The sequence below is a fragment of the Calothrix sp. NIES-3974 genome, assembly GCF_002368395.1.
GTDB lineage: Bacteria > Cyanobacteriota > Cyanobacteriia > Cyanobacteriales > Nostocaceae > NIES-3974.
The window spans coordinates 4,526,565-4,546,959 of record NZ_AP018254.1 but is presented as its reverse complement, the minus strand read 5'-3'; the positions used below and the strand labels follow the sequence as shown (position 1 = coordinate 4,546,959).

19 protein-coding genes and 1 tRNA gene are annotated in these 20,395 nt (G+C 42.8%); 8 read left to right on the top strand and 12 right to left on the bottom strand.

The window, feature by feature from the left end; genetic code table 11:
* Positions 1-103 precede the first annotated feature (103 nt).
* The 3 genes from CDC37_RS18310 (at position 104) to CDC37_RS24480 (ending at position 2,539) form a co-directional block, all read left to right on the top strand.
* Positions 104-1,018, top strand: coding sequence for a response regulator (locus CDC37_RS18310; RefSeq protein WP_096623876.1), 915 nt, complete (start codon positions 104-106; stop codon positions 1,016-1,018).
* Positions 1,019-1,382: 364 nt separating this feature from the next.
* The gene (locus CDC37_RS18305) at positions 1,383-1,868 is read left to right on the top strand and encodes an allophycocyanin subunit alpha-B (RefSeq protein ID WP_096626391.1); all 486 of its coding nucleotides are present in this window, start codon (positions 1,383-1,385) and stop codon (positions 1,866-1,868) included.
* Positions 1,869-2,335: 467 nt separating this feature from the next.
* Positions 2,336-2,539: a hypothetical protein gene (locus tag CDC37_RS24480; protein ID WP_157780781.1), complete on the top strand. Its 204-nt coding sequence runs from the start codon at positions 2,336-2,338 to the stop codon at positions 2,537-2,539.
* Here the strand turns inward: CDC37_RS24480 and gltX are convergent.
* The 4 genes from gltX to rpsD form a co-directional block, all read right to left on the bottom strand.
* On the bottom strand, positions 2,509-3,945 hold the full coding sequence (gene gltX / locus CDC37_RS18300; RefSeq protein WP_096623874.1) for a glutamate--tRNA ligase: 1,437 nt from the start codon (positions 3,943-3,945) through the stop codon (positions 2,509-2,511). The two genes, CDC37_RS24480 and gltX, sit on opposite strands and share 31 nt — an antisense overlap.
* A gap of 208 nt (positions 3,946-4,153) precedes the next feature.
* A tRNA-Asp gene (locus tag CDC37_RS18295) sits at positions 4,154-4,227 on the bottom strand.
* 311 nt (positions 4,228-4,538) lie between these two features.
* Positions 4,539-5,681 (bottom strand): pyridoxal phosphate-dependent aminotransferase, encoded by a 1,143-nt coding sequence (locus CDC37_RS18290; RefSeq protein ID WP_096626389.1) that lies wholly within the window; start codon positions 5,679-5,681, stop codon positions 4,539-4,541.
* Positions 5,682-6,089: 408 nt separating this feature from the next.
* Positions 6,090-6,698 carry a 30S ribosomal protein S4 gene (gene rpsD, locus CDC37_RS18285; protein ID WP_096623872.1) on the bottom strand — a complete coding sequence of 203 codons (609 nt, stop codon included), beginning with the start codon at positions 6,696-6,698 and terminating at the stop codon, positions 6,090-6,092.
* 126 nt (positions 6,699-6,824) lie between these two features.
* Between rpsD and CDC37_RS24755 the strand changes: the two genes are divergently transcribed.
* Positions 6,825-6,977: a hypothetical protein gene (locus tag CDC37_RS24755; RefSeq protein WP_172892799.1), complete on the top strand. Its 153-nt coding sequence runs from the start codon at positions 6,825-6,827 to the stop codon at positions 6,975-6,977.
* A 49-nt stretch (positions 6,978-7,026) separates the two neighbouring features.
* The gene (locus CDC37_RS18280) at positions 7,027-7,638 is read left to right on the top strand and encodes a hypothetical protein (RefSeq protein WP_231943107.1); all 612 of its coding nucleotides are present in this window, start codon (positions 7,027-7,029) and stop codon (positions 7,636-7,638) included.
* Between the two features lie 139 nt (positions 7,639-7,777).
* Here CDC37_RS18280 and hetR read toward each other — a convergent pair whose 3' ends face one another.
* The 7 genes from hetR to CDC37_RS18250 all read right to left on the bottom strand — a co-directional run bounded on the left by hetR (position 7,778) and on the right by CDC37_RS18250 (position 15,054).
* Complete coding sequence (hetR, locus tag CDC37_RS18275; RefSeq protein WP_096623870.1) at positions 7,778-8,677, bottom strand: heterocyst differentiation master regulator HetR; 900 nt, start codon at positions 8,675-8,677, stop codon at positions 7,778-7,780.
* 158 nt (positions 8,678-8,835) lie between these two features.
* Entirely contained in the window at positions 8,836-9,060 is a 225-nt protein-coding gene (locus tag CDC37_RS24475; RefSeq protein WP_157780780.1) for a hypothetical protein, read from the bottom strand.
* Between the two features lie 442 nt (positions 9,061-9,502).
* Positions 9,503-11,428 (bottom strand): EamA family transporter, encoded by a 1,926-nt coding sequence (locus tag CDC37_RS18270; RefSeq protein ID WP_096623868.1) that lies wholly within the window; start codon positions 11,426-11,428, stop codon positions 9,503-9,505.
* Between the two features lie 192 nt (positions 11,429-11,620).
* Positions 11,621-12,514: a phosphate ABC transporter substrate-binding protein gene (locus CDC37_RS18265; RefSeq protein ID WP_096623866.1), complete on the bottom strand. Its 894-nt coding sequence runs from the start codon at positions 12,512-12,514 to the stop codon at positions 11,621-11,623.
* A 36-nt stretch (positions 12,515-12,550) separates the two neighbouring features.
* Entirely contained in the window at positions 12,551-13,264 is a 714-nt protein-coding gene (locus CDC37_RS18260; RefSeq protein ID WP_096623864.1) for a PspA/IM30 family protein, read from the bottom strand.
* A gap of 745 nt (positions 13,265-14,009) precedes the next feature.
* Positions 14,010-14,414, bottom strand: a complete 405-nt coding sequence (locus CDC37_RS18255) for an ExbD/TolR family protein (protein ID WP_096623862.1) — start codon at positions 14,412-14,414, stop codon at positions 14,010-14,012.
* Positions 14,398-15,054 (bottom strand): MotA/TolQ/ExbB proton channel family protein, encoded by a 657-nt coding sequence (locus tag CDC37_RS18250; protein ID WP_096623860.1) that lies wholly within the window; start codon positions 15,052-15,054, stop codon positions 14,398-14,400. Before CDC37_RS18250 ends, CDC37_RS18255 begins: the two co-directional genes overlap by 17 nt.
* Positions 15,055-15,525: 471 nt before the next feature.
* Between CDC37_RS18250 and CDC37_RS18245 the strand changes: the two genes are divergently transcribed.
* From CDC37_RS18245 to CDC37_RS18235, 3 genes are all read left to right on the top strand, one after another.
* Positions 15,526-17,307, top strand: coding sequence for an energy transducer TonB (locus tag CDC37_RS18245; RefSeq protein ID WP_096623858.1), 1,782 nt, complete (start codon positions 15,526-15,528; stop codon positions 17,305-17,307).
* A gap of 105 nt (positions 17,308-17,412) precedes the next feature.
* Positions 17,413-18,531 (top strand): magnesium chelatase ATPase subunit I, encoded by a 1,119-nt coding sequence (gene bchI / locus CDC37_RS18240; RefSeq protein WP_096623856.1) that lies wholly within the window; start codon positions 17,413-17,415, stop codon positions 18,529-18,531.
* A gap of 193 nt (positions 18,532-18,724) precedes the next feature.
* Positions 18,725-19,024 (top strand): hypothetical protein, encoded by a 300-nt coding sequence (locus tag CDC37_RS18235; RefSeq protein ID WP_096626385.1) that lies wholly within the window; start codon positions 18,725-18,727, stop codon positions 19,022-19,024.
* 72 nt (positions 19,025-19,096) lie between these two features.
* Here CDC37_RS18235 and CDC37_RS18230 read toward each other — a convergent pair whose 3' ends face one another.
* Entirely contained in the window at positions 19,097-20,185 is a 1,089-nt protein-coding gene (locus tag CDC37_RS18230) for a nucleotidyltransferase domain-containing protein (protein ID WP_096623854.1), read from the bottom strand.
* Positions 20,186-20,395: the final 210 nt, after the last annotated feature.

Here is a 20,395-nt window from a genome sequence, read left to right as displayed (position 1 = left end):
AGTCAAATCCTGATAAAAACTATAGAAAAGAGTATCTATTCTCGATAGTACAAATGGATTTTTCTATTTTCCAGCTTTTTTGATAAGTACCATCTGTGAACCAATGATAACTACCAAATCCAAAAAACTGAAACTGTTAGTTGTTGACGACGAACCCGATAACTTGGATTTACTATATCGGACGTTTCGACGAGATTTCCATGTCCTCAAAGCTGACAGTGGTATCAATGCATTGCAAGTTTTAGCCACGGAGGGGGAAGTTGCGGTTATCATTTCTGACCAGAGAATGCCAGAAATGAAAGGAACAGAATTCCTGAGTAAAACCGTACCCCAGTTTCCCGATACCGTCAGAATTATTTTGACAGGTTTTACCGATATTGAGGATTTAGTTGAGGCAATTAATGCTGGACAAGTTTACAAGTATATTACCAAACCTTGGGACCCAGGGGAACTGAAGGCTGTCGTCCAGCGTGCAGCTGAAACCTATGATTTGCTCAAACAGCGTACCGAAGAACTACGGTTAGCCAATTCCCAAATGTCCCTACTAACCTCCCTAGTCCATGTCACCCAATCAGCTAGCAGTTTAGAAGCGACCCTTGCTCCAATTGCACGCACATTTGGTGAAAGTGTTGGTGCTGATACATGTGTTCTGCAATTAGTGGAAGCCGACCGTTTAATAGCTTGTCAGGGTATCTATCCCGATGGGAATGGACAACAAAATGTACTAGATAATTGGGTAGCGCAAGACCCGATGGTGAAGGAGGTAATTACCAGCAAGCAAATCAAAGCGGTGACAAATATTATCAAGGATGAGAATTTTGCCAATCTTCCTCACTACCTTGACCATAACATCCAAGCCCACATGGCCATACCCGTGATTTACAAAGAGCAACTACTAGCTGTTTTATCACTGCAATGGAAAATACCCTTTGATCTCAACGAAGATCGGCTCAAACTCATTAATTCTTCAGCCCAACTCGCTGCGATCGCAATTGCAGCTGCTCGCTGTTGTGAGTAATCTAGATGATATTCATTATCCTGGGATGTGCAGATGTGATGGAAGATACATCTGCATTTTTGTATTGGTAAGTTGAGATCAGGGATCTGAAACAATTCTTATTACCTAACCTCCAACTCCCAACCAATATGGTTCGGTTCATGATTTTTCGTGGTGATTTCGGGAAGGAGACGCGATATACGCGTCTCTACAATTATTTGGGGTTTACGACTTTCCGATCTGAACTGTATTGACTCCCAACTTTAACCCCAATCCCTAACTCCCAACTCCCAATTCCCAATTCCTGACTCCCAAGTTAGTTTACTTGTGCCCACAAGAATCGCTAAACTAACTAGTATTAATATTCAACGTGATTGCATTAATCATGACTGTAGTAAGCCAAGTTATTCTCAAAGCCGACGATGAACTGCGCTATCCTAGCAGTGGCGAACTCAAAAGCATCCAAGACTTTATGCAAACCGGTGAACAACGGATTCGCATAGCGTCTACAATGGGCGAGAACGAAAAGAAAATTGTCCAAGAAGCAACCAAAAATCTCTGGCAAAAACGCCCTGATTTCATTTCTCCCGGTGGAAATGCCTACGGACAAAGGGAAAGAGCGCAATGTATCCGCGATTTCGGCTGGTATCTGCGTCTTGCTACCTACGGTGTTCTTGCGGGTGAAATTGAAGTCATCGAGAAAATCGGGCTAATTGGAGCGCGGGAAATGTACAATTCCTTGGGTGTTCCTTTACCAGGGATGGTGGAAGCGATCAACTGTCTCAAAAATGCTGCTTTGGAACTTTTGAGTTCTGAAGACGCGGCTGTTGCTGCACCATATTTCGATTATATGGTGCAAGCAATGTCCTAATTGAGCAGTTTGATAATTCTTCCGAATAAAATACCAATAACATACCCCATTTGTTCCCCACGGTATACAGTAAGGTTGGCTATATAATCAATTACTGATTGAGTTATTTGGCTGCTTGACTGGATATTTGTGGGGATACTCGTTGGATTTTGGATTTTGGATTGATATCTTTTATATCGTTTACGCTAATCCTGGATTTCTCACGAGTAAGTCGTAAACCTTGAGTAACGAATTCATTTTCCTTCTATTCACTACTCCCTGTGGGTTATAGGGTTTTGTGAGAAATGCGGATAATGCTTGCTACATATTAGGGTCTGTAACCATTGATTATTCTAGTTTCATTGATTGCAAAGTACAAGAGAATCGATATTACGCCGATCCAACATATAATAATCCTGAATCACAATTAAATTATCCGGAACTAATCCGTATTGGTATAAAAAAGGTAGATGCAATCAGTGTATCCGATGGACACAATTGGGTTGTTTGTTGTGGAATTCACCTCAATTGTGCCTATCGGTCGAGATTATGACCGCAGTAAAGAGAGAGAAGCCGTGTTAAGTTGTACGGGTTTAGCTTCTATATCTCTATTTACTGCTTGGGGAAACGGTGACAGGAAAGGCAACCTTAATTTGATAAATCAAGCGATCGCATTGGCAAATCGTGGTTGATCTTGGCCAATTTGATGCAGTAATAGCCAGGATTGGATTAAATCTGGGCCATGCACTTCTCCGGTGAGTGCAGCGCGAATGGTTTTCATGACTGCACCTTTTTTGAGGTTATGAGCCTTCATGATTTGCTTGATGATGGCGTTGGCTGATTCTGCGGTGAGTGGTTCGCCGTTGGCTAAGGCTTGGGTGACAGCTGTTAGTATGTCTTTGGCTTGGGGATTTTGCAGCTGGGTTTGGGCTTCTTCGCTGTAGGTAATAGTATCACTAAAGAAGGGTTTGGCCATTTCCACTGCTTCCGGTAAGCGTGTTAAACTGGCTCCAATCATGGCAACTAATTGCTCAAACCAAGCTCGGTCGTATTTCCCCTCAATTTTTTGTCCAGATGCTTCCATGTAGGGGAGGAGCATATCCGTTAATTTCTCCACAGGCATTGCGTGGATATACTGACTATTAATCCAATCAAGTTTGTCCCAATCGAATTTTGCTCCGGCTTTATTCACCCGGTCAAAACTGAAAATTTTGGCTGCTTCTTCGAGGCTAAAAATTTCCTGGGTGGTGTCTGGTGGAGACCATCCCAATAACATCATATAGTTAACAATCGCTTCGGCGGTAAAACCTAGTTGCTGAAATTCTGTAACCGATGTTGCACCGTCACGTTTTGATAATTTACTACCGTCTTTGTTGAGAATTAGGGGTGTATGGCCAAATTCTGGTGGTTTTGCACCAAAAGCTTCGTAAAGGAGAATTTGTTTGGCGGTGTTGGCGATATGGTCTTCCCCTCGAATCACATGGGTAATTGCCATATCCATGTCATCCACAACCACGGCAAAATTATACAGAGGTTGACCGATACCCCCTTCGCTAGCACGAGCGATGACCATATCACCCCCTAAATCGCTACCTTTCCAGACCATTTTGCCACGAACTAAATCGTTCCAAATGATTTCTCGCTCATCATCGATTTTGAAGCGAATCACAAAGCTGCGTCCTTCTGCTTGAAAAGCAGTTTCCTGTTCAGGGGTCAGGTCGCGGTGACGGTTATCGTAGCGAGGTGCTTGTTTGCGTGCTTGTTGCGCTTCTCGCATCGCATCAAGTTCCTCGCTTGTGGTATAGCAACGATAGGCTAAACCCTGATCTAACAGCTTTTGTACTGCTTGCTTATATATATCTAAACGTTGGGATTGGAAAAATGGCCCCTCATCCCAATGTAAACCTAACCAGCGCAAGCCGTTTAATATATTTTCTGTAAATTCAGGACGCGATCGCTCTTGGTCTGTGTCTTCGATGCGTAGGATAAATTTGCCGCCATGATGACGCGCAAATAACCAGTTAAAAACCGCAGTGCGAGCGGTACCTATATGTAAATTCCCTGTGGGACTGGGGGCTATACGGACTCTAACAGTCATTCGATTTTGGATTTTGGATTTTAGATTTTGGATTCACTTCTTTTTTATCTTAGTGCTGAGTGTGGAATCATGCTGATGAAAATTCCCCAATCACCACTTATTTTTCCCCATGCTCCACGTGGGGACCCATTGTTCGAGGCTGCACCTCAAACCCCTATGCCTCCACTGCATAAGGTGGGGGCTGAGGAACTTTATGGATAATCTTAAACGGGACTGACGGGGCTCGAACCCGCAACTTCCGCCGTGACAGGGCGGTGCTCTAACCAATTGAACTACAGTCCCTTATGTCTTTTATTTTTGATTGCGTTTTTTGCAACTTCATTATTATCTACATATAACGGGATTTTGTCAAGGATTTTTTGCGGATAAAGCAGAGAAAATTGGTGTCAGCAATACATGTGTACTGTTATGCTATTTCACTCGTATTTTGAGACATTTTCTTCCCCTGCTCCCGAAAGCTCCCCGTCGGGTATCAACTCCAAAGTAAAACGGTAAGTTGGTGGGCGCAATCAAACATAAAACCGCAACGTAACTAGTACAGATGCGATATATCGCGTCTCTCCCTATCTCCTACTTATTACCCCAGACCCTATTTATTTAGCGATATCCCGCAAACCCCGAACTAATCGCGTAATTCCTTCACAGGCGGTTTCGGCTTGAAGTGCGCCATAGGCAACCCGGAGATAGCATCCTTGCTCCATCCCAAAGGTGTTTCCGGGGATGACTGCGACTTGGTATTTTTGAATTAATATTTTCACCAATTCCCATGAATCTATATCCAGATGTATTTTGAGAAAGAAATAAAATGCACCTGGGGCTGGAGCAATCTTACAGATATCGGCTAAAGGCGCAAGTAAATTTAAAACTTCTTTACGGACTTGAGCGATCGCGCCAATATTTGTTTGTAGATAACTAGGTGGAGCGGATAATGCACCGATGGCTGCATATTGGGAAATAACAGGGGGACAAATTAAAATCGTGTCTTGGACTTTTTTGACTGCTAATAGCAAATGGTGGGGGATGACCATATAACCGATGCGCCAACTTGCAAATCCGTAAGCTTTCGAGAGACTATAAAGACAAATTGTCTGGTCGTGGCTATCTGTAAATGCAGCAGGGGAAACATGTTTAGCCCCTTCGTAGGTAAAATATTCGTAGGTTTCATCGCTAATGTGGTAAATCGAGCGATCACGGCAAATTTGATTTATTTCCCTTAAACTTTCTAAGGAGTAAACTGCACCAGTGGGGTTATTGGGGGAAATGGTGACAATAGCCTTGGTTTTGGGTGTGATCGCTTTGCGGATCGCCTCCACATCCAACTGATAATTAGCATCCGTTGCAACAACTACAGGTTGACAACTAGCCATTGTCACCGCCATTTCATGGTTGAAATAATAGGGTGCGTTGAGGATAATTTCATCTCCGGGAGTACTAATTGCTAATAAGGCATTCACAAACCCCATATTACTTCCAGCCGTGACAATGATATGGCGATCGCGACAATCAATCTGGTTAAACCCTGTTAGCTTCTCTCCTATTACCTCAATTAATCGTGGAATACCCTCCACTGGTTGGTACAAATGGTTTTGCGACTGGGCGAAAAACTGGGATAGCATTTCCATCGCTGTTGCGGGGGGAGGGTAGGATACCACACCTTGTCCCAGGGAGATTGTCCCCGGATGGGAACGAATTAGTTCACCCACTACAGGAATAATTGGTGATTGTACTGAGGACATCCGTGATGAGTACATTCCCACAGACTGCACATCAGATTTCTCAAAGGTACTTGCTTCCCGTTCCCCCATTTATTTTTTCCCTAGAAGTAATTCTGAATCCAGAATTATTGTACTAGTAGTTCCCCACATTAGTTGATGAGGAATTTGTAGTTGTGGCTCCAGTCCCAAAAAAGTTTTATTATTTTTATTATAATTGGGTGCTAAAGCGCTACTACGTACCTTTCTTTACCCATCAAAATGAATGGGAAAGACCACTAGTAAAGCGATAAACTAAAATAACGCGATTTAGCAGCAATAACCCTTGCCCTGGTCGCGTTTCGGTAAATTTAAACAAAATACTTAATTTTCGGCGAAAAGTCACTAACAGTTATCAAGCACAGTAACTGATAACTGATAGCTGATGACTGTTTACGCTTGTCGTGAATAATACTCAACAACTAGTAGTTCATTAACTTGCAAAGCGACCCATTCGCGCTCAACAACTCCGTTGACTTTTCCTTCGAGTTTACTTTTATCAAACTCCAAGTGGCTGGGGAGGTTTGCCAATCCTGGATATTGCAAGTTAGCTTCTACAAGCTTTTTAGAACCTTCATTACTGCGTACACCAATCACCTCACCAGGACGAACCTGATAACTGGGGATATTCAACACCTTACCATTTACAGTCACATGACCGTGGCTCACAAGTTGACGTGCAGCAGGAATGGTGGGAGCCATACCCAAGCGGAATACGGTGTTATCTAACCGCATTTCCAATAGTTGTAATAGCACTTGTCCTGTGGAACCAGTCACACGACGAGCGCGACGGACATAGCGTAACAATTGCTTTTCACTTAATCCGTAATTAAACCGGAGTTTTTGCTTTTCCTCTAGACGAATAGCATACTCAGAGCGTTTTTTACGGTTTTGCCCGTGTTGGCCAGGGGGATAGGCTCGACGAGCTTGTTTGCGACTTAAGCCTGGTAATTCTCCCAGACGGCGAGTAATTCTTAAGCGAGGTCCTCTATATCGGGACATGGGTTTCCTTATTCTAATCCTGTTTAAACTTTATCCAGACATACTATTATAAATGTTTGTCGGAAATAGGGAATAGGGAATGGGATAAATGTTTGTTGGAAATGGAAATAGCTGACACCAGAACCCATGAAAGTCGTTTTTCCCCATATCCTCGAATTATGGCACTATTCCCCTACAGAAGCGACATGTCGCTTCTGTACTCCCCACTCCCTATTTTCTAGGGAGGGAATGGGGATATTTTCGCCCTCAGAATTGCTGGAGGAATCATCTATCCCTTGATAATCGAGATGCGGTAGCATGACGGTGGTTATGTTGTTAAAAAAATTGTATGGGTTTACCGAAACTTTTTGCCGATCTATACCGATTATCAAGTAGTGGGAATCTGAATGGGAAACATTTAGGAACTGTTATTGCCGCGATCGCTACATCTAGTTCATTATTCATGGTGATGGCTACACCTAGTTTGGCTGCAAGGGAAACATCACGGGATTATCGAGCTTGTGCAGCTCGTTTATTACAATTGGGGATTTCGGCGGAAAATGCGGCTGGAGCTTGTGCTGCGGCTTTGCGTCCCCGTGATTTGGGTGAGTGTGTGCATCGAATTCACAAACAAACCCAAGTGGCTGCTCAAGATTTTTTTGGTTCCTGTCTACAAGCTCGTCGTCCCCTGGATTTTTCTGCCTGTGTGGTGGGAATTTCTAAACAAGGTCGGGATGCCTTTGACCCGAGTATTCTTAATTACTGTAATCGTAGTTTACTGCCGCGACGGTTTGCTCAGTGTGTGGTCGGTTTGCGCAGCGAAATTGATCTAGGTGTGACGAGGGCAATGGATACCTGTATTGATGCCAGCGATCGCTGGGGTGGAGCCTTGGCTCCGGGTACTTTTCAGTTTCAACCAGTTTTTGAAACTACACCTATCCCCCCTAATCAACCTCGGTAAAAATGAAAACTGAGAGATATGGTCTGGCCACATCTCTCTACTCTCCATTACTCCAAAAACCCGCCGCAGGAGGGATGGTAAATAGATTTAATTGCTACAAAATATTATCCAGCAACATGTTATCAGCAAGACTGGTGCATCAGTCTTCTTTTTTCCCGAAAACAGTTTGTAAAATCATCGGCGTACCACCGTCTTTATGGTAACGGTCTGCCCATTCTCGAATTACTTGGTCTAATTCGTCGATCGCCTGATCGATTTTTTCCGGGGGAATATCCAATTCTTCTAAAATCCGGATTGTTCTGGGTCTTTTTTCTGCCCAATCACGCATCATGCGGAAATAACGGGCTGTATCTTCAACCATGATGTATGTACGTTCTTGCTCATCCGCAGGAGCGTAAAATGGTCGCGTCAAGGCATAAAATGGCATTCCCCAAGGTGAATCAATCCGTGTCACTGTACCAGAGTACAGCAAACGTCGTTTGATATGTTCTGCTAGTGCCTCACTTAACCCCATCCGATGCTCTGGGGGAAGGTCTTCCTGAGAGCGTTTGTGCAGAAATTCGATTAATTCCAAAAATTCAAAGGAACTAACTAATTGGGCATCAGGTAAATTATCGGGTAGTTTCGCTTCGATAAGGCGCTTTTCTTCGCTCGTCAAGCTGGTTCCCGGTATCCTTGACCTTCCTGGCTGCCAAGGATATTTTTCCATCCACACATAAGGTAATTGTATTAAATAACGTGGTTCTTGGGAACCCAACATTTTTAATAATTTACCTTCCGTCACCGCCAAACGCACTTCTTCGACGATGGCTTTAACCCGTTTCGGTTCCAGGTGATGTAAGTGACCAGTCATCCGCAGGTTTTGTCCCTGCTCGAGGTAGGTCATATAAATAGCACACTTGGCAGCAGTTGCAGCCGCGTCTAAAAAAGCCCCGTGTCTGTGACCACTTGTGCGCATGGCACTAAACGCCAGATATAGCATGATCTGATCCATTGCACTGGGGCCAAGTCGTTTGATCAGATCGATGTCGTTTGTCATATTTTACAGACTATTAAATAGCACGTTTACAAATGTTTAATTCTAGGAAATAAGTAGTATACACCTGATGACGGAGATTAGATGTGTACTGCAATTCATCTATTATTGGTCAATCTTACCTAATATTGGTAGCTTTTTTCTACAACTTATCCGTATTCTCAGGTATTCAGGTCAAACTGCAAAGTTAGCTTAAAGCTGATTACCTCCAGCGATCGCTTTCTCTGTAACCCCAATCTGTTCCTGTTTGTCGTGGTTTCCCTAACACATCTGGCTAAGGTTGCCATTGATGCACTCATTTGTACTGCTGTAACTAAAGTTGCCAATACGGGTAAATACATTCGCCAATAGGTTCCTACTGATTCGATGTGAGGCAAATTTGGCACTATCACCGAATCTCTGTTTCGTTTTTGATATCACGATAATACGTCATTGCTGGATATTTGCTTGATATTTTTAGCATAAGATTCCTAAGCAATGTCTATTCAGTTTTTTTGGGCATCCTTGATATCGGGTTATCTTAACATCCATAATCGCAGAGCTTATGTTCAAAATAATACATATTTTTGCGAGTTAGCACCAGATTTAGAACATAAAATTTGTTTTGGGGAATATTCCCATCTTCTGGTGTGAAAATAAAGGGAGTGGGGAAAAAGTATTTTCGCGAGGGTAGGGAATAGGTCGGGTCATCTGTACAGGGAATAGTTTTAACCCTACGGATTCCACTTTTAACAGATGTTCCTCCTCGCTACGGACAACTTGTGGTGTGGAAATTCACAGGAAAACGGTATAAGTCCCACTACTCCCTATTTACAAGGGGGGATCGATTTAATTGATGGCTCGTTGATGACGAAGACGGTGACGGATTTTTTCCAGGCTAAATCCAGCAACACCGAGGGTGACAATGAGTACACCTAGAATTTGCACAAGAGTTAATTGTTCTTGAATCATAATTCCGGCGAAAAATACGGTGAGGACGGGGACGGTTGCACCTGCGATCGCGCCAGATGTGGGGCCTAATTTACGGATACCAAAGTAATTAAAAATATAGCCACAGACGGAGAGAACACCGAGGACGAAGGCACTCAGAACAATTTCCAATAGTTTAGTGCCATTGGATTGAATTCCTCCGGTCAAGGGTAAGGAGACCAGCCAACTAGCTAATGCGAGTAAGAGCATTGTACTGAAGTTAATTAAGGTATAGGAAATAGCATGAACTCTAGTGGCACAAATCCGGGAAAATAAGATATTAATGGCAAAACTGATACCAGCAAACACGGCTGCCAAACCGCCAAGGGTAATATTTCCAGGACTAGCGATTGTATTCAGATTTGTCAGAACCAGTAAATTACCCAAACAAATCGTGGCGATCGCGGTGACACGGAAGCGGCTAAAACGCTCTTGCAGCAACAACCATGATAGCAGTCCGGAGGCAATGGGGTAGGCAAAAAACAGGGCAATGGATACACCGACGGGCATTTGGCTAATGGCAAAGTATATCAGAACTTGGGATACAAATAAAAATCCTCCACTCACAACCGAAAGAATTACAATCCGTTTGTTGACATTGGCTTCGGGGTAACGGCGCTGACTAGGTGACTTAAAACTATCAAATAACACCTGCAAATCGTGCCATACCCGTATATGCATCATGGGTGCTAATACAAGTAACAAAGGAACCACCACCAACATCCGCAAAGTTAGGATCAGCAAACAATTACCCAAAGTCGGTGTCATTAACTGCTCAAGGGTGAATGCACCCAAAATTTGCGATCGCGGATTAAATACTGCTTTAATGGCAACATGGTAGAGTGCGGAAAAAATTGCCGATAAACCCACCAACATCAAACCACTTTGGCTTTTTGGGGGAGGGGTCGGTGGGTGACTTGGTTCCTCTTCCACCCTGGGGAAATACATCGGCGAATTTTGGGAGGGAAGATTGTCTTCGGTTGCGCTGGGGGAAGGACGGGAAAATAATTCCGATGGAGTCAGGGGTGTCACCTCGTTAGCCACGACCTCCCTCTCAGGAGTATACTCCGAGGTTGATGACTCCAATACCTCATCCTCAGACTCAAACAGATTAAATGGGGGAATACCCGTCTCCTCGAATTCCACATGGGGAGCATCATCATCATTTCCCCCGATATCCATCGGATGTATTGGTGGAGATGTTGTTGTCAACTCAGACCGCAGACGGTTGACAAGTTCGCTTAAAATTGCTTTACCCCGCGTTTGTTCATCCTGCATTTGCCCTAGTTGCTGGGAAAAGGCGCTGTGGTAATCATCCAAATCAGCTTGGATTTGGGTCAAAGTAGTAGCGATCGCTTGATGAAAAGATTGTAGAATTGGTTGTAAGGTCTCCTCCACGTCAATTTCTGGAGGGGGAGTCGGGGCTACACTGGGAACCCGTGCATCAATCCGCTCCATTGCCACAGTAAACAAGGTCTCCAGGGAAGACTCCAGCTTGGAAGAAATATGATTTGCTAAAACCTGTCCTAACTGTCGGACTAAAGCATGTTGTTCCCCGATTAAAGCATCCCTTTCCTGACGTAATCTGCGGATATCGTCATGCAGACGAGCTTTTTCTGACTGTAGTTGGGACACATCAGCTTGCAAAGACTCCAGTAAATTCCGTTGCAGGTTTTGCAATTCACTGGTCAACACCCGTAGCGCATTCTCGGTTTCGGTCGAGGAGTCACCGGAAATATTAGAATTAGGCTGTGATTCAAATTCCCCCATTTCCCACCTTTCCATTTTTGAGACTACCTATATCCTGAAGGTAATAACCATATATCTATCGCTTGTGTCTATTGTCTCAGATTCATCCCCGTTTACAGGTACTAAATTGGCAGAGCTAACTACATCAGCATGAAAAAATAACCGCAGTCGCGATGGGACCACGGTTGTGAGACGCATATGATTCGATTTTTTTACAGAAAAATACTTTTATCGAGCTAAAGCTTGCTGTCCTGCCGGTGAGGTGACATAATTCATAAACTGCTGAACTTCTGTTCTGGCAGGATTTTTGTAAGCGTAGTATAGTTGTCTAGTGTAGGGATAGGCAGGGGAATCAGGATTTAATCCATCAATGGGAATAACCCGAACAGTAGATTGGCCTCTAGCTTGAGCATAGGTAGCATAACCAATCCCATCATTTCCCAAAGCTTGAAATAAAATTGTGGAACCATCTGTTGGCAAGGAAGTAATATTTGCACCTGTACCAAAGTTACCTCCATTGAGAACTAATTCCTGAAAGGTTTTATAGGTTCCGCTAATGGAGGGACGATTAATGACTTTGATTGTACCACCACTTCCGTTAACGGCTGACCATGTATTGATTTTTCCTTGGAAAATATCGCTGACTTGTTGTCTAGTCAAATTACCATTAAAAGGGTTATTCCTACCGACTACAATTGCAATGGCATCGATGGCAATCGGTGTTTCAACTAGTCCTTGAGCTTTTTCTGTCGGTGTTAACGGACGGGATATAGCTGCAATGTCAATTTGACCAGATAATAAGGCTTGAATTCCTGCATCGGTTCCTCTTGCTGCGGTATTCACATTCACACCCGGATATTGACTGCTAAATCCAGCTTTAATGTTTTCATTAATTGTCACCATACTGGTAGAACCATCAATCCGAATATTAGTACCAGCAGGGATAGAATTGGGAGCAGGTGCAGTATTGATATTACCAGCGGGGATAGAATTGGGAGCAGGTGCAGTAGTTACTGGAAGTGACCCAGTATCTCGCTTGGAGAAAAACCACCAACCACCCCCTAACAATGCCAACAAGATGAGAATAAATACGATTGGAGGAGGACCACTAGATTTAGACATAATTAATTTCCAAGAAATATTTTGCTATAGTTCAATTTATTCAGGTAGTTCTTTTGTTTGAGAATCATCAAACATTTGCAAGCGACGATTAATCTCATCATCAATTTGGGATTGTTCTATTTCCGCTTGCATTCTTTCTACCGGATTTTCAGATAATTCGGCTAAAGCATTTTGACGCAGGTTTTTATTTTGAAGAGCATTCTTAGCTTCCTCAAATTGCGATCGCGCAGAACCAATATCAAACTCGTTATTCACTTTGGCGATAGTCGATAAAGCTTCATTGATTTCAGCCAAGTCTTTCATGTTTTCCATTTCCGTCTTGTACTGTTCCAATTTAATTCGTTCTCGATTTAATTTTTCTTTAGAAGCATTAACGTACTGTTCTGCTTGCCTAACCTGTGCTTCTAGTTGCGGCAACAGATTTTCCAGTTGAATTATTTTACTCATCGAAACTCTGGCTGCATCATTGTTACCTAGTTTTTTAGCAGTCGCAACAGTTTCTTCGAGTCGTTTGATTTCTGCAACTTTTTCCTCATATTTGTTCTTGGCTTTTTCATAGGAAGCCATTTGCATAGCCACGGCCGAAGCAAGTTTCTGTACAGATTCTTGCATTTCTTTGAGAGATTCTTCGGCAATAGAAACTGTTAGTTTACCACCCTGTTCTATCGGTTTTCCCCAGAGCCAATTCCATGTACCAACAATTGTTCTCCCGGCTTTATCACCCATCAACCAGTAAATAAAATTTTTCATAGTTAGAAAGTCGTCTTGATATGGTTGTATGTACTCATTCCCATTTGCTGCACAATATATACTTCAATTTATCAACAGTTTGATATGTTTTAATTCCGGAAGCAAGCATTTTTTAATCATCTCAAAAAAATCCCGAACAATTGCTTTGTCACGAGAAAATCAATGTATATTTTGAGAATCAAATAATAGTATCAAAATGAAGTTAGATGCAGTACTAGAAATTCAGTTTGATTCGGAGAAAAATCCAAGTAACCGTAGCCTTTCCAAATCTAGATTTGATGGGCATTTGCAGTTCTAAGTGTTTTTCATAAACCAAATATTTAGTACTAACCGAATTTGCTAGTTAATACCTCTCAATAGTTTTATTACGTTACAAAACACTCAAGATTTTCATGTGCTGTTAGACAAGAATTTTGCCGATTTTGTAATTGAAAATCGACCCTTTTTGAGAACTAGCAATTAGGGTTACTATAATGTTCTCCCTGTTATCTACTGGCACACTTAATATATGAGAATAAAGTCAAATGTAAATGCTGATATGTATACATTTAACAATAATTTAATCTTTTTGCTCCTGTTCATTTTTGTCTGGAAATTTAGCTCGATTGAGAGAAAAATCATTCCAGTATTTATCCAGCTATCCCCAGGAAAGCCACTGCACTGACGCAAGTTCAAAAAAAGTTTACCGGAGAGTTTTGAATCAGGAGACGACCTATCGAGTCGTCATCACTGAAATTATTCTTACTCAAGGCTTTTGAGTCGCGATCGCAAGTTTTGCTCCGGGAACTTGACGCACCTGATCCATGACTGCGACAACCTTACCGTGGTTTACACCCTCATCGGCATTAATTATTACCACTGTTTCCGAATCGCTTCCCTTTAAAGTCCGAATTTCCTGACTTAAAGCTTCTACGGTTGTGGCTTTTTTATTCACACTTACCTGACCATCAGTATCAACGGTGACAGTAATTCTTTTAGGGATTTGGGACTGCTGGGATGTCTTTGCTTGGGGTAAATTGACGGGTAAGCCTTCTTGACGGGTCAAAAACAAAGTTGACATGATGAAAAACGTCAAAATGGCGAAAATCACGTCGATCATCGGTACAATGTTAATCTGTGCTGGAATATCTGGTTCATCTTGTAGACGCATAGTTTCTTTCTCCTCCCCGTTCGTAGCGACGACGATAAAGTAATTCTAACTGACCACCATATTCCTGAATTAAAGCCATTTGCCGTTGGTATAAGCCACGAAACATGTTCGCAAACAACAGCGTGAATATAGCGACAATCAGACCCGTCGCAGTGGATACTAAGGCTTCACTAATCCCAGAGGTGACACCAATTGTTTGAGTTCCTCCCACATTTCCTAAATTCAAAGATGCAAAGGATGTAATTAAACCCAACACTGTCCCTAATAATCCCAGTAAGGGAGAAAGGCTGATAATCGTGTCAAAAATGGTATTAAAGCGCTTGAGTTGGGGAATTTCGGCTTGAGCTTCACTTTCTAAGGCTAGTCGGAATTCTTCCGGTGTCGGTTCTTCCAATTCCAATGCCGAGAGGAATATCCTGGCAATCGGAAGGTCTACATTTTTCCGTAACTTATCCAATGTACCCACCACATTATCAGCCCGGTACAGATTTAAAACATCGCGGACAACTCGATTTTGACGCTGATTGATACGCAACCAAAAACGCGATCGCTCAATAATCAAAGCCAAAGCCAACACAGAAAAACCCAACAGGGGCCACATCACCAAACCCCCATCTGCAAATAACTTACCTATACCCATCTATTTTCCCTTATTTTAAGTAAATATCCGTAACGAAACCTTGGTTACAAATGCTCACAAAGCGATGCACTAGTTTTATCGAAAATATTGCAATCTATTTGCAATAAAGATTACGATGCTCGAACTTACTCTGTCAAGAATATATGATTAACTAATCACATCTACTCTAGTTGAATCTATCTAGTTACAAGTTGTATATAACTTATTTATCACACCTGCCAATACGACATTTTGTCATATTTGATGAGTGTGATTTCCCTGACAATAATCGCTGAAATATTTGCTATAAAGGATTTGTGGTCGCTTCCCCTAGATATAAGTCTCATCCAGAATTTTTTTGATAGCAAGCGGGAAAATTCACCCTCTCATCTCCGGTACAATTCCGATAACTTAAGTGATTGAGAGTGATTTACTTTCTCAAATATCTGTGGGATACTGAGAAGTATTAGTAAAAAATTACCAGCAAGAACTATGACCTTTTCCAGCACCACAATTGAGCAACGAGAAAAGGAAGTCAAGGCGCTCAAAACCTTCCTAGCTTTTAGCGTCACTGGCTCATTGGTTGTGCATGTTGCCCTTCTTGCAGTCGGGATTGGAGATTGGCTCGCAAGAAAGCCGCAACCGGAAGAAAACCCGATAGAATTAACTTTCATCGAACCAGAAAAAAAAGCACCGGAAGTTAAGGAACCCCCCCCAGAACCAGTCAAAAAACCAGAGTTGGCAAAGGTTTTGACCCCACCTCCCACCAATCCGGCTCCTGTTTCGCCTCCATCACCAGTAATTACCCGTACACAACCAGTTTCAAAAATTACTAATACCACCAGAAAAGTGGAACCAGTGGAGCCTGTGAAACAAGCAGTTAAACCGGAACCACCTTCCCCTTCTCAGCCAGTCAACAAGGTACAACCGACTAAACCTGTTACACCAGTAGCTCCAGTTCAGACAACCCCAGTTCAAAAGCCTGTTAACCAACAGCCAGTAGCCAGAAGCACAACTACCACCACAGCCCCTGTTCAACCCCCCAGCGAAAATAGGAATACCGATACCAGTTCCCAGCTAAGAAGCACCCTAGCGCAAATTCGTGATAGTCGGACTAGTCAAACTACCACTTCAACAGGTTCCTCTGAGGAAAAAACCTCTGGAGAACAAACTAGTTCCCAAACCGATTCTGCACCGACTACCACAACAGGAAATAATAACACCAGCATTGGTCTAGTTCCCCCCAAAAGCAGTGGAAATACGGCTAATACTACTGCTAATACAGTCAATCTACCCCGTCGTCGTCGCGAAATAACCGCCGCACCAACCGAACCCAAAATTACCGCCCCAACTGCCCCGGAAAAGCCGAAAAATTCAGGTGCAGAGGGGGGTTCCGGGGATGGTCGAGCCGCCTGTCAAGAATGTAGCGTTAGATACTCAGAACGGGCAAGACGCAGAGGTGCGGAAGGTCGGGTGGAAGTAGCAGTAGATACGGATGCCCAGGGTAATGTCACCAATGTGCGTCTGACTCGTTCCAGTGGAGATGCGGAATTAGATCAAGAGCATATTAGACAAGCCCAGAGATGGAGGCTTAAACCCTCCGAGTCGGGAAGGCAAGGTGTAACAATTGGTACGGAGTATGCTATTGAAGGTTCCCGTCGCCATAGTCAGGTGAGGGAGCGACAACGGCAGCGAGAACAGCAGGAGCGGCAAAGACAGGCAGAAGCAGCAGCCAGTTCCACGAATAACACTAATAGCAGTAATAACAGTAACAACGGTGTCAGCGAAACATCCCCAAGACGTAGACGCAGAATCGAAGCAACCACCACCAATCAGGTGACAGATGTACCCACCTCAAACAGACAGGGTGAATCGGAAGCAAGCAGCAGCTTAAACCAAAGATTGCGACGCAGAAGACAACCAGTCACATCCACGACCCAAGAAACACCCCAGCAAACCACAGCCAGACAAAATTCTGAAGAAAGTTCCGTCCGTCAGCGTTTACGTCAGCAACCCGCAGTCGAAAATAATACTGTGACAACATCAACACCGACACGTAGACGCAGGGAAGTTACTTCCGATGAGAGAACGTCGGGAACCCCAGCAACACCAACTAGACGCAGGAGAAGACAATTAAACCAATCCACCCCAGAAAGCGACAGTGGTACTCGCTTGCGGAATGCATTAAGACGCAGTAGGGAATCCCAACCAGCAACACCCCCAGAATCGAGTACATCCGCAGAATCGAGCGAAACAAGCGGCAATGGAGAATAATTCCAGCAATTAACCAGATTAACTATACCGTAATGATTTTCCATAGCCTGAGCTATGGCACAATAAAATACGGTAATAAGAAAAATATGGTTAAAAGGTAATTTAGTGACTTCTACAGCCCCTGTTACAGCAACTACGCGTCGTGTCGTGTTTCCCTTTACAGCAATTGTCGGTCAAGAAGAGATGAAACTGGCATTGCTGTTAAATGTGATTGACCCCAAAATTGGTGGTGTGATGATTATGGGCGATCGCGGTACGGGAAAATCGACGACAATCCGCGCATTAGCTGATTTACTACCATCCATCCCCGTTGTGGAAAACGACCCCTTTAACAGTCACCCCAGTGACCCGGAATTGATGAGTGATCAAGTGCGATCGCTGGTGGAACAGGGTGTAAATCTACCTGTGGTGCAACGTAAGGTGCAAATGGTTGATTTACCTTTAGGTGCAACGGAAGACCGGGTATGTGGCACAATCGATATCGAGAAAGCTTTATCGGAAGGGGTCAAAGCTTTTGAACCCGGTTTGCTAGCCAAGGCTAATCGTGGTATTTTGTATGTGGACGAGGTGAACTTGCTCGATGACCACCTGGTGGATGTTTTACTGGATTCGGCTGCTAGCGGTTGGAATACGGTGGAACGGGAGGGCATTTCCATTCGTCACCCAGCCAGATTTGTCCTAGTTGGTTCTGGAAACCCGGAAGAGGGAGAATTGCGTCCCCAATTGCTGGATAGATTTGGGATGCACGCCGAAATTCATACAGTCAAGGAACCTAGTTTAAGGGTACAAATCGTTGAACAACGCTCCGAATTTGACCAAAATCCCCTGCCATTTTTGGCCAAATACCAAGCAGAACAGGACAAACTCCAGCAAAAAATTATTAATGCTCAAAATCTTCTGCCACAAGTTAATCTAGATTATGAACTGCGGGTAAAAATCTCAGAGGTCTGTGCCGAACTAGATGTGGATGGTTTACGGGGTGATATTGTCACCAATCGTGCAGCCAAAGCCTTAGCAGCCTTTGAAGGACGCACCGAAGTCACCGTTGATGACATTCGTCGGGTAATTACCCTGTGTTTGCGTCACCGTCTTCGCAAAGACCCCCTCGAATCCATTGATTCCGGTTATAAAGTCGAAAAAGTATTCGGTCGTGTTTTTGGGGTGGAAGTAGTAGATGATACTGCTAGTACCAACGGCACGGGTGTCAAGACTGGAGTGAGATAGGTTGGAAATAGAGGGAGTAGGGAATTGGGAGTCGGGAGTTGGTAAAAATTATTTCTCTTCCATTTACGTGTAAATGGAAATTATTCTTGTTGACGGTTGAGATTTAACAAGAATGAAATTTTCACCCTCTCCTGTATTCTGTCTCCTGTCACCTGTATTCTTATTTTGTTCCCCATTTATCGTGAAGTTGATGATGCGAAGTTGGCAATTTTGGATTCGTGGGATTATTTTATCGAGTCAGTCCAACCCCCCTCGATTTATCGAACTGTTGATGTTGGGAATCGCGATCGCCATGTTGGTTTTATCGACTATTTTTCCCCAGGAACATGCTTATATGGTACTGGGATTAAGTCTAGTCGTTGGAGCGTCCCTATCTATTTTAGTGAGGGAAGCGATCGCACCTTCCCACCAATCCCGTGTAACAAAAATTACCGCATTACTGTTACTGGTGATTAGTTTTTACGGTTACTTGGATTTAATTCATCATATTTAGTTTTAGAGACGCGATATGTCGCGTCTCTACACAATTCATCCGTCGTATTCTGGTTTCAAAATCGGATAAAATCTAAAATCCATAATCTTCTACTAATTGCACACATAATTGATTAATTGCTTCCATATCAGGACGATGGGGAAGGGGAGAATTTTGATAAGCAATATCCATTTCTTGCATTAAATTATCGGCGGTTTGCATTAATTTCTCGTAACTGTATTCCCCTGCTAAAATCGCCTTTAAATCATCTCCATCTCCAGCATCATATCGATTGACAAAGACCTGACCGTGACGCAATATTTCCACCCCACTGCGCAGTAAACGGATACAATGCATCCCATGTTTTAAATCATAACCCGATTTACGTTCCGTCTCTGCCCTTGCTGGGTTACGATTTTTTTGCCAATCTTGATAGGCTTTCCATTCCCGTAATGCACCCTGATAGGCTTGACTACGTTGGAGCAAACGAATAAAATCCTTGCGACTATGGGTTAAATTTTGGGTGTATTCTAAGGCTTCCTCTGGTAATGTATACTGTTTGAGAATTCCTTTAAAATCAATATCTCCTGTGAGTAATTGATATAATTGCTCTGCTTCTGCTAAAAATTCAATTTTGCCGCGAATTAATAAATATAAATACTCCAAAAATGCATTTAATTCCTCCTTACTTAATACCTCCGTATCCGTAATGCCATAATCTGCAGGATTGGGTTTAGTTTGGGGAGGATTTAATAACCATTTACGGTGACTTTCAATTTTTTTGATTTGTGCGTATGCATATCCCGCATAGGTATGCTTAACCTTCTTGGTTAAAAATAACTGACGGTGATTAATTAAAGTTTCTCCTACAGGAGTAATCAAAGGGTATTCCTTTAACCATAATAGTTCGATAATATTGGGATTCGCACCTGCTAATAAGCTAATATATTTTCGTAGCTCATAAATAACCGTATCTTTATTCCCATCTAAAAAAGCTAGAATACCTGGTTCATCCCAACCGCTATCTTTTTGCTCCACCCGTTCAAAACCCAAATAATAAGGTTTAGGAGCAATAAACACACCTCGATAATCAAAATCCGAATCAGGACGATTTAATCCATAACCATGACTACCTACTAACCCAATTAAAATAGCTCGATTTTCGACATCAATTCTTTTCATACATTATGTTTTTTTCGATTTTGATATTTTCCTAATTTTGAAAATGTCACATCCAGGAGCAAGTAGAAATACAAAATATAAAGTAAAGAGAATTTTCTTGATTTTCAGTTTTTTTTATGGTAGCTTATCGTGGCGATATCTATCTGAAGATATTAATACGATTACTATATAGGATTCATCTTTGATTTCTGTTAGCCTAGCTTGCGCTTA